Origin of the sequence: Achromobacter denitrificans NBRC 15125, from assembly GCF_001571365.1 — a bacterium.
In the GTDB taxonomy this organism is placed as follows: domain Bacteria; phylum Pseudomonadota; class Gammaproteobacteria; order Burkholderiales; family Burkholderiaceae_B; genus Achromobacter; species Achromobacter denitrificans.
In genome coordinates this window covers 25,974-36,591 of the sequence record NZ_BCTQ01000052.1, presented here as the reverse complement: position 1 = coordinate 36,591, position 10,618 = coordinate 25,974, and the positions used below count along the sequence as shown (strand labels likewise).

Annotated in this window: 7 protein-coding genes; 5 read left to right on the top strand and 2 right to left on the bottom strand. The window is 68.7% G+C overall.

Translation table 11 applies throughout. From position 1 onward, the window contains the following. Both ADE01S_RS28035 and ADE01S_RS28030 read right to left on the bottom strand, forming a co-directional pair. Positions 1-2,584, bottom strand: a 2,584-nt coding sequence (locus ADE01S_RS28035) for a two-partner secretion domain-containing protein (protein WP_167543430.1), incomplete at its 3' end; no start/stop codon positions are given. Positions 2,585-2,609: 25 nt separating this feature from the next. Next, entirely contained in the window at positions 2,610-4,319 is a 1,710-nt protein-coding gene (locus tag ADE01S_RS28030) for a ShlB/FhaC/HecB family hemolysin secretion/activation protein (protein WP_082775911.1), read from the bottom strand. 359 nt (positions 4,320-4,678) lie between these two features. Here ADE01S_RS28030 and ADE01S_RS28025 point away from each other — a divergent pair, with 359 nt between their 5' ends. From ADE01S_RS28025 to ADE01S_RS28005, 5 genes are all read left to right on the top strand, one after another. Continuing rightward, positions 4,679-5,191 carry a winged helix DNA-binding protein gene (locus ADE01S_RS28025; RefSeq protein ID WP_062685047.1) on the top strand — a complete coding sequence of 171 codons (513 nt, stop codon included), beginning with the start codon at positions 4,679-4,681 and terminating at the stop codon, positions 5,189-5,191. A gap of 9 nt (positions 5,192-5,200) precedes the next feature. Then, a complete protein-coding gene (locus ADE01S_RS28020) occupies positions 5,201-7,054 on the top strand; it encodes an ABC transporter ATP-binding protein (RefSeq protein WP_062685046.1) in 1,854 nt (617 codons plus the stop codon). A gap of 52 nt (positions 7,055-7,106) precedes the next feature. Then, positions 7,107-8,639, top strand: a complete 1,533-nt coding sequence (locus tag ADE01S_RS28015) for an ABC transporter substrate-binding protein (protein WP_062685045.1) — start codon at positions 7,107-7,109, stop codon at positions 8,637-8,639. A gap of 168 nt (positions 8,640-8,807) precedes the next feature. Then, positions 8,808-9,731: an ABC transporter permease gene (locus tag ADE01S_RS28010; protein ID WP_062685044.1), complete on the top strand. Its 924-nt coding sequence runs from the start codon at positions 8,808-8,810 to the stop codon at positions 9,729-9,731. A gap of 5 nt (positions 9,732-9,736) precedes the next feature. Further along, positions 9,737-10,609: an ABC transporter permease gene (locus ADE01S_RS28005; protein WP_062685043.1), complete on the top strand. Its 873-nt coding sequence runs from the start codon at positions 9,737-9,739 to the stop codon at positions 10,607-10,609. Positions 10,610-10,618: the final 9 nt, after the last annotated feature.

Sequence of the window (10,618 nt, the reverse complement as noted above, 5' to 3'; positions counted from 1 at the left end):
GGCTGGCGGGCGTGCCCGCCGTGACGACGCCCGTCACGAAGAGGTCTCGGGCCGCCCGCGCTTGCAACACGCCTTCCGCGTCCGCCGTATCGGCGGTGCCGGCCGTGCCGGCGACGCGCAGGTCCCGGCCCGCGTCCAGGAACAGCCTGCCGCTGCCTTGCGCCAGGCCCGCCTGGCCGACGGCCAGGTCCGCGCCGGCTTCGGCGCGCAGGGTGCCGTTGGCGACCGTCTTGCCGTTCAGTTCGGCATCGGTTCCCGCCGACAGCAGAATGTCGGTTTCACCGGAAATGGTGCCATCCGCGAGCAGCTTGCCGCCAGCCCGCGCGTCGAGCAGCCCCCCGGACTGCAACACGCTGGTGCCGCCCAGCGTCAGGTCCCCACCGCTGATCGCCTTGAGGGTGCCGGCATCGGCCAGCAGCGTGCCGTCCACGCGCAGGTTGCCGCGGGCGACGACTTGCGCGGCCTGGCCGGCGATGAGCACGCCGGCCAGCGAGGCCTGGTTGGCCTCTGCCTTGACCGAGCCATCGGCCTGCAGGCGCGATGCGGAGGACGCCGCCAGGACGTCGCCCGCATCCAGCCGCAGATCGCCGGTGGCGAGCGCCTGGCCGTCCAGCGCCAGGTTGCGCGCCGCCCGCAGCGACAGATCCTTCTGCGAGGTGAGCTTGCCGAGGCTGCGCAGATCCCCGCCGGCCGTCAGGCCGACGGGGCCCGCCGCCGCCACTTGCGCTTGCGCGCCCAGGGATAGGTCGCCGCCCGCGGTTGCGCTCAAGCCGCCGGATGCGGCGGACAGCGCGCCGTCGATGGCCAGCGCGCCGTCCGCCGCGATATCCGTGCCGGCGTTGGCGCGCAGCGTGCCGGCCAGCGCCATGTTGCCGCCCGCCTTGGCCGCCATGGCGCCTTCGGCATCCCATTGCGCCGGGGCATCGAGGCGCAGGTCGCGCCCGGCGGCCATGGCGACGCGGCCGGTGCCCGCGCCCTTGCCCGACAACAGCGCATCGCGCCCCGCCATCAGCGACACATCGCCGCGCGCGCCGACCAGGCCGCCCAGGCTCAGGTCCGCGCCGGCGCGCAGGGCCGTGGCCGCGCCGGACTGCAACTGGGCGCTCGCGCCCGCGGCCAGATCCGCCCCGGCCCGCGCCTGCAGCGCGCCCGCGGCGGTGATCCGGCCGGGCAGCGTCATGTCGCGGCCGGCCTGCAGCGCGATCGCGCCCGCTGCCGTTACCTGGCCGCCGGAACCGGCGCCCGCCTGCGCCGGGCCGCCGGATGCGTTCGAGACCCCGCCGTTCGCGCCGGAGCCGCCCGCCGCGCCGGAACCCGAGCCGCCGGCGTCGGAACCGCCGCCCGCCGCGGGCCCCTGGCCCGAGCCCCCCGTGGCCGGCGGCGTGCCGCCGGGCGTGGCGGCCGCAGGGCCGATCCGCAGGTTGCGCCCGGACTCCGCGCGCAGGTCCTGGCCGCCCATCAACATGGAACTCGCCAGCGACAAATCCTGCCCGGCCGCGATGCGCAGCGCGCCCTGGGTTTGCAGCCCGGCCTGCGCGGCGATCGCGACGTTGCCCGCGGCATCCACGGATGCCGGGCCGCCGGCGCCGACCGCGCCCTGGATGTCGGCATTGCGGCCCGCCGCAAGCGCGACGGCGCCCGCGGCCTGCGCCGCGCCGTCCACGGCCAGGTCGCGCCCGGCCGCCAGCCGGAGGTCGCGCGCCGCCTGCACGGTGGCGCCGGGCGCGATGCGCACGTCGCCCGCCGCGCTGACGTGAAGGTCGCCGGTGAGCGCGGCCAGGTTGCCGCCCACGTTCACGCCCACCCCGGCCTCGGTGCCGATCAGGCGGATGCTGTTTGCGTACATGCCGCCCAGGGCGGCGGTGTCCAGCGCGACGGCCGGCGCGGCGCCCTCGCCCGCCCGCGCCGAGACGGCGCCGGAGGCGTAGTCCACGCGCGCGGCGCCCGCCGTCACGTTGAGCCGGTCGGCCCAGACGCCGGCATTGATTTCCAATGAGCGGGCGATCAGGTCGACCTGGCTGAGATTGGCGCCGTACAGGCCCTCGCCCTCGACGCGGATCCTGCCGGCCGCCACGTCCAGGGCGATGTTGCCGTCGGGGCCGACCTGCGGCCGGCCGGTAGTCAGCGTGGCGCGGTCCGCGTTCAGGAAGCCGCAGCCATTGCAGGTGATGCCGGCCGGGTTGGCCACGATGACGTTGGCCCGGTTGCCCGCCACCTCCAGCGTGCCCATGAGCCGGGACGGGTTCGGGGCCGTGACCTGGTTCAGGATGGTGGCGGCGCGCTGGTTGCCCAGCATGACGTTGCCGGCAATCTGCCCGGCAAGCTGGGTCTGGCTTGCGCCGCCGCTGTTGTTGAGCACCACGCCCGAGGGGCCCACGTTGAATTGGGTGTAGCGGTTGTTCGATACCCCGCCCGCCGACGGCGGCGCGATGTTGATGACGGGCACCCCGTTGCTCGTGCCCACCACCGGCTTCTGCCCCGCCACGCTTTTGTCCACCGAAATCGGCAGGGTCTGCGCCAGCACGGGCGACCACATTTGCGTGCCGATGACGGACCAGACGATGAAGGAGCGGAGTTTGGACATCATGCTTACCTGGCGGCTATCGGATTCAGAACTCGAACATCAGGGCCATCGCGAAGACGGTCGATGCGGTTTTCAGGGATTCGGGCTTTTTCAACGGCCAGCCCGCGGAAAAGTCGTAGCTGGCGTTCACGTAAGGCAGGGAGAGGCGGCCGCGCAGGCCCGCCACGGCGCCGACCAGGGTGCGGCCCGAGAGATAGGCGGCCGACGGCCCGCCCACGCGCCCGACGTCCAGGCCGGCGTAGAGCTGCTGCCCGGGCAGCGAGGCCAGCGCGTCCAGGTTCAGCGACAGGTCGTTGCGCAAGGTCCAGCCGTCCTCGGAGGCCAGCGTCATCTGGCCGTCGAAGCCGCGCACGGCGTAGCGGTTGCCGATCGTGAAGTAGTCGGCCGGGACGATGGCGGTCTCGGCGTGCTGGATCTGCCAGTTGACCTGGTAGGCCCAGGACTGGCCCGCCAGCTTGAAGGGCGCGTACAGGCCGGCGTTGGCGGCAAGAATGGTGCTGCGGCCGTTCCAGTCGGGGTCGCCATAGACGTAGCCCGGCGCGTCGGAATACTGCGGCCAGGTGCCGCGCAGGCCGCCGCCCACGTCCAGCACGACCTGGCCCAGGTAGTGGCGGTGCCCGTAGCTGAATTCGTAGCCGGTGACGTCGCGGCGCTGGACCTCGATGGGCACGTCGTTCAGCGTGCTGTCGGTGCGCTTGCGCAGCACCGAGAACGAGAGGTTGCCCTTGTAGGCCGTGCCGCGGTAGGGCACCACCGATACGCCGGCCTGGACCTGCTTGGTGGTGCCGCCATAGACGATGGGTTCGTCGAAGCCGGCCACGGTTTGCCGGTAGGTCGACTTGCTGGCCCCGGCGAAGACCGTCCAGTAGCCGAAGGGAATGCTGTAGTTGATGGAGGCCGCGCGCGTGTTCGATTCCGCGTCGCGCCAGCGGGCGTTGCTGTTCCAGGCCACCGAGAGCTGGTCGTACAGGAACAGCGGGGAATCCAGCGTGAGCCCGGCGTTCACCTGGTACTTGCCGATGGCGTCCATGCCGCCGTTGTCGCCGCCGACGTAGCCGTGCCAGCGCTTGCCCGTGCCGGGCCGGATGAGGATGTCGGAATCGCCCGGCTCGGGGCCGGGCGCGATATCGATGGAGGCGTCGGCCTGGCTGCCCAGGCGGCGGATGTTCTCCAGCGCCTGGTCCAGGTCGCGCTGGTTCAGTTCGTTGCCGGGCCCGCGGGGCAGCGCGGCGCGCCACCAGCCGACGGCGCCCTCGCCTTTCACGGCCGAGATGCGCCCCGGCAGATAGCGCAGCGTCAAGGTGCCGGCGGCCAGGGATTGTTCCGGCACGACGACGCGGGCGGTGACCTGCCCGCCGTCGATCAGCTGGCCGATCAGGTGCTCTTGCAGGGCGCGCAGGCCTCGGCCGCCCACGCAGCGATTCAGGACGGCGCCGGCGGCTTGCGCCAGCGCCGGGGGCGGGGCCGCGCCTTCCCAGGACAGCACCCGGATGGGAAAGCAGGGCGTCTCGGCGGGAAAGACCAGGCCGTCCGAGGGCGCCGCGGCGGGCGCCAGCACGTCGGGGCGTTCGGCCGCGCGGGCGCGCTGCGCGTCGATTTCCTGCTCCTGGCGGCGCTGGATCTCGGAGGCGCGCGCGGCGGGTTCGGGCAACGGCTGGGCCAGCGCCGGCAAGGGAATGACCCCCGCTATCGCCCATATCGCCTTTCCTCCCAGCCCGCGCCACATCGCTTTCATACCGGCTTGACGCGGGCACCTGACGGTATCGCGCCTTCTCCATTTAAGACAATTTGTGTCTTATTTTGCTATACGAAACGGTTAATGACAATAAATAACCATTTGCTCCATATCAAAATTCGCCCGCAATTTGGCGGATTTGGGCCAAAAATGCCGGTGCTTAGCGCCTGTTTATGGGTACTTCCGCCTGCTGGAACTTGGCCGTCCGTAATAAAACGACATTTCGGTGAAAGCGGAAATAGCCAGGCACCTAATATCAGACGGGGTTAGACCGGGTTATCCCGAATGCCTGGACACCAACAAATCGTCAATAATTCGCCGACGTTTTGTCGTCGATCCGTCCCTTTACCGCCTTGCCCATGTCTGTCTCCGTCCGGGACGCCATTGTTTCCTCCTCCCATCTCGCCTCTTCCGCACCGGAACTGTCCGAAGTCGAATTCGGCCTGATCATCGCGTCGCACGCATTCAATCGCTGGATGGTGCGCTGCATGGCCTGCGCGGGGCTGCCCGACCTGACCTCGCTGGACATCCTGGTGCTCAACCACGTGTTCCATCGCGGCCGCGGCAAGAAGCTGGCGGATATCTGCTTCACGCTCAACGTCGAAGACACCCACCTGGTGAACTATTCGCTGAAGAAGCTGGAGCGCCTGGGCGTGGTGCAGAGCGCGAAGACCGGCAAGGAAGTGTTCTATTCGGCCACCGATGCCGGCGCGGCCGCGATCCAGCGCTATGCCGAAGTGCGCGAGCAATGCCTGGTCAAGCCGTTCATCGATTCCCCCGCCGCGGACGACGCCAGCCGCCAGCTGGCCAATACCCTGCGCGCCCTCTCGGGCCTGTACGATCAGGCCGCCCGCGCCGCCACCTCGCTGTGAGATTCCACGTTGTCTAGCAATACCGCTTCCTCTTCCGCCCCGCTGCTGTCCGTGCGCGGCGTGTCGGTCGACTTCAATACCGAGAACGGCGTGTTCCGCGCCGTCGAGAACCTGGACTTCGACGTGCGCCCCGGCAGGACGCTGGCCATCGTCGGCGAGTCGGGCTCGGGCAAGTCGGTCACGTCGATGGCCATCATGCGCCTCACGGACTACACCAACGGCCGCATCTCCACGGGCCGGATCCTGTTTCGCGACAGCGCCGACCGCGAAGTCGACCTGACGGCCGCCACCGACGAAACGATGCGCGCGATCCGCGGCAACGACATCGCGATGATCTTCCAGGAGCCGATGACCTCGCTGAATCCGGTGTTCACCATCGGCGACCAGATCGTCGAGGCCATCATGCTGCACCAGCGGCTGTCGCGCTCGGCGGCGCGCGAGGCGGCCCGCAAGCTGCTCGAAAAGGTCCGGCTGCCCGACGCCGCGCAGCTGCTGGACCGCTACCCGCACCAGTTGTCGGGCGGCATGCGCCAGCGCGTGATGATCGCCATGGCGCTGTCGTGCCAGCCGCGCCTGCTGATCGCCGACGAGCCGACCACCGCGCTGGACGTCACCATCCAGGCGCAGATCCTGAACACCATCCGCGAATTGCAGCGCGACCTGGGCACGGCCGTGATCTTCATCACGCACGATATGGGCGTGGTGGCGGAAATGGCCGACGACGTGGTGGTGATGCTGCGCGGCAAGAAGGTCGAGCAGGGCACGGTGGACGAGATTTTCAACGCGCCCAAGCATCCCTATACCCGCGCCCTGCTGGCCGCGGTGCCGCGCCTGGGCAGCCTGACCGGCCGCGACCTGCCGCTGCGCACGCCGCAGACGGTGCTGGACGGCGACACCTTGCGCGAAGTGGGCGAAACCCGCGAACAGGACACGGCGAGCTACGACGAGCCCGTGCTGCGCGTGGACAAACTGACCACCCGTTTCGACGTGGGACACAACTTCTTCGGCCGCGTCACGCACCGCGTGCATGCGGTGGAGCAGGTGAGCTTCGACGTCTATCCGGGCGAAACGCTGGCGCTGGTGGGCGAATCCGGCAGCGGCAAGTCCACCATCGGCAAGACGCTGCAACAGCTGGTGGCGCCCACTTCCGGCGCCGTCCGCTACAACGGCCAGGACATTTTCTCGATGGACAGCGCCGGCCGCCAGCGCCTGCGCCAGGAGATCCAGTACATCTTCCAGGATCCGTACGCCTCGCTGGACCCGCGCAAGACCGTGGCGTTCAGCATCGCCGAGCCCATCCGCACGCACGGCCTGCTCTCCGGCGAGGACGCCATCGCGCGCCGCGTGGGCGAACTGCTGGAGCAGGTGGGCCTGAAGCCCGAGCACGCCAGGCGCTATCCGCACGAGTTCTCGGGCGGCCAGCGCCAGCGCGTGTGCATCGCGCGCGCCCTGGCCAGCAACCCCAAACTGATCATCGCGGACGAGTCCGTATCGGCGCTGGACGTGTCGATCCAGGCCCAGATCCTGAACCTGCTGATGGACCTGCAGAAAGACCGCGGCCTTTCCTATCTGTTCATCACGCACGACATGGCGGTGGTGGAGAAGGTGAGCCATCGCGTCGCGGTGCTGTACCTGGGCCAGATCGTCGAGCTGGGCACCCGCCGCCAGATCTTCGAATCGCCGCAGCATGCGTACACGCGCAAGCTGCTGGCCGCCGTGCCGGTGGCCGAACCCGGCCGCCATATCGATACCTCGCTGATCGAGGGCGAGATCCCCAGCCCCGTGCGCCGCGTCGGCGACGAGCCCGCCATCATTCCCCTGGTCGAATTCGCGCCCGGCCACCAGGTCGCCCGCACCGCTTGACCGGCCCCTTTTTCACGTCGGCCCGCCCGACTTCCCGTCCCTGGAGTTGAACATGCTCTCCCTACGCAAAACCTTCACCGCCACCGCCCTGGCCCTGGCGCTGGGCGGCGCGCTGCCCGCAGTCCTCTCGACCGCCCATGCCGCCGGCACGCTCAATGTCGCGATCAACCAGGATCCGGGCAGCTGGGATCCCATCGACACCTTCGTGACCTTCTGGGGCTCGGTCGGCAGCAACCTGTACGACGGCCTGACGATGCGCGGCGCCGACCTGAAGCTGCAGCCCGGCCTGGCCACCAGCTGGGAATACCTGGACGACAACAAGCGCCTGCGCTTCAAGCTGCGCCAGGGCGTCAAGTTCCACAACGGCGAACCCTTCAACGCCGAAGCCGTGAAGTTCACCTTCGAGCGCCTGCTGGGAGCCGAAGGCACCAAGGGCCCGCAAAAGGCCAACTACGACTCGATCGGCGAGGTCAAGGTCGTGGACGAATACACCGTCGACTTCATCCTGAAGCAGCCGGATCCCGTGCTGCTGACGAAGCTGGCCGGCTACGGCGCCATGATCGTGCCGCCCAAGTACATCCAGGAAAAGGGCGAGGACAACTTCAACACCAACCCGGTCGGCACCGGCCCGTTCAAGTTCGAGAGCTACCAACCCAAGGTCAACGTCACGCTGGCGCGCAACGACGACTACTGGGGCGGCAAGCCCAAGCTGGACAAGGTGGTCTACCGCTTCATCGGCGAGCCGGGCACCCAGGTGGCCGAATTGCAGGCCGGCCGCATCGACATCGCCACGCTCATCCCGCTGGGCCTGATCGAAACCGTGAAGAAGTCCGGCAACGCCGACGTGATCTCCACGGGCGGCCCGGTGGCGTACGCGCTGCGCTACAACACCAAGAACGGCATCACCCAGAACCGCGACGTGCGCCGCGCGCTGATCATGGCCGTGGACCGCGACGCCATCGTCAAGCAGCTGCTGCTGGGCCAGGCCAAGACCATCGCCAGCTTCCAGGGCCCGCAATCGTTCGGCTACAACCCCGAGCAGAAGCCCCTGCCCTTCAATCCCGCCGAAGCCAAGAAGCTGCTGGCCGCGGCCGGCGTGAAGCCGGGCGCCACCGTGCAGATCGACGTGCGCGGCAGCGACTCGAACTTCCGCGAAGTGGCCCAGGCGGTCTCGGGCTACCTGCAAGGCGTGGGGGTGCGCGCCACCATCAAGCCGTACGAAACCGGCGTGCTGCTCAACGACATCATCCCCGGCGGCAAGACCGGCGAGATGTGGCAGAACCAGTGGGGCGGCTGGACGTACGACTACGACAACACGGCCTACCTGATGTACCACTCGGGCCAGAAGTGGAATCCGTACGACAACGACGCCAAGCTCAACGGCATGCTGGAAGCGCAGCGCACCGTCTATGACGTAAAGAAGCGCGAAGCCATGCTGCAGGAGATCGCCACCTACGTCGCCGACCAGGCGCTGGAACTGCCGCTGTACAGCCTGAACACCATCGTGGGCGTGAACAAGCGCGTGAAGAACCTGGAAGTGCCGGGAGACATCCGCTTCCGCTTCCTTGAGGCTTCTGTGGAGTAATCCCCCCCCCGAAGCGCTACGCGCTTCCCCCCCAGGGGGGCATGCCTACGGACCGGCGGAGCCGGATCCGTGGCATCCCGCTGGAACGGTGCCCGTTGCCGCATTTACGATGCCCGTTGACGCTTTAACATTACCGACCTTCCCCGGCGAAAGCCGGGGTGGCGATTTATGACCGGATTTCTCATCAAACGCGTGTTGCAGGCCGTCTTCGTGATCGTGGCCGTGACGCTGCTGGTTTCCTATGCCGTGCGCCTGACCGGCGACCCCGCGCTGATGCTCAGCCAGGGTTCGGGCAGCGTGACGGAACAAGACCTGGCCAACATCCGCCAGGCGCTGGGCCTGAACCGCCCCTTCCACGAGCAATACCTGTCGTATATGCAGGGCCTGCTGCATGGCGATTTCGGCCGCAGCTTCATGGGCGGGACCTCGGTGGCCAAGCTCATCGGCGACGCCCTGCCGGCCACGCTGATGCTGGCGTTCACGTCGCTGATCGCGTCCATCCTGATTTCGCTGCCGCTGGGCATCCAGGCCGCCATCAAGCGCGGCAAGCCGACGGACCAGGCCATCCGCATCCTGTCGCTGGTGGGGCTGTCGTTCCCCAACTTCTGGCTGGCGCTGATGCTGGTGCTGCTGCTGTCGATCACCTTCCCGCTCCTGCCGCCTTCGGGCTGGAGCGGCCCGGCCAGCCTGGTGCTGCCTTCGCTGACGATGGCCATCATCCTCAGCGCCACGAACATCCGCCTGGTGCGCACCACGATGCTGGAGACGCTGTCCGCGCAGTACATCATGGTGGCGCGCAGCAAGGGCCTGAAAGAGCGCGTGGTGCTGTACAAGCACGCGCTGCGCAACTGCGCGATCCCGCTGATCACCTACCTGGGCCTGCAATTCGGCGGGCTGATCGGCGGCATCGTCGTCATCGAAATGGTGTTCAACTGGCCCGGCCTGGGCACGCTGGCGTTCGACGCCATCTCCGGCCGCGACTACCCGGTGCTGCAAGGCACGGTCACCGTGCTGGCCGCCGTCATCGTCCTGGTCAACCTGATCGTCGACATCGCCTACGGCATCGTCGATCCCCGTATCCGCACGCGGTAAGCCTTATGCAGACTAGCTCCTCCCCCACCGTCGCCGCTCCCCAGGCCGCCAAGCCCCGCAGCCGCTACCGCTCGCTGGAATTCGTGCTGGGCGCGCTGCTGACCGGCGTGATGATCGCGCTGGTGCTGGCCTCCGGCTGGCTGTTCCCGGACGGCGGCGAAGCCATGGACCTGGCCGCCCGCCTCACCGCGCCCTTCACCACCGCCGCGCATCCCTTCGGCACCGATCCGCTGGGCCGCGACGTGCTGGCCCGCGTCATCGTGGGCGGCAAGATCTCGCTGCTGGTGGGCTTCGCGTCCGTCATCGGCGGCGCGCTGCTGGGCATCGTCATGGGCCTCATCGCCGGCTACTACCGCGGCTTCTGGGACATGATCGTCATGCGCTTCGCCGACGTGCAGCTGGCCCTGCCTTTCATCCTGGTGGCGATTACGTTCATCGCCATCCTGGGCGGCGGGCTGTTCAACGTCATTTTCTTCATGATCGCCTCGCAATGGGTGCAGTATGCGCGCCTGGTGCGGGCGCAGGTGCTGGCGCTGCGCGAGCGCGAATTCGTGCTGGCCGCCCGCGCCTTCGGCGTGCGCGACCTCGCCATGATCCGCCACCACATCGTGCCCAACCTGCTGGGGCCGCTGGTCATCCTGATGACACTGAACGTGGCCAACAATATCCTGCTGGAAAGCAGCCTGACCTTCCTCGGCCTGGGCGTGGATCCCATGATCCCCAGCTGGGGCGGTATGCTTGCCGACGGCCGCACCTATATGCAGACGGCCTGGTGGGTCAGCGTGTTCCCCGGGCTGGCCATCATGCTGACGGTGCTGGGGTTGAACCTGCTGGGCGACTGGCTGCGCGACCGCTTGGACCCTACCGGAAAGCTGTGAGCCCTGCGG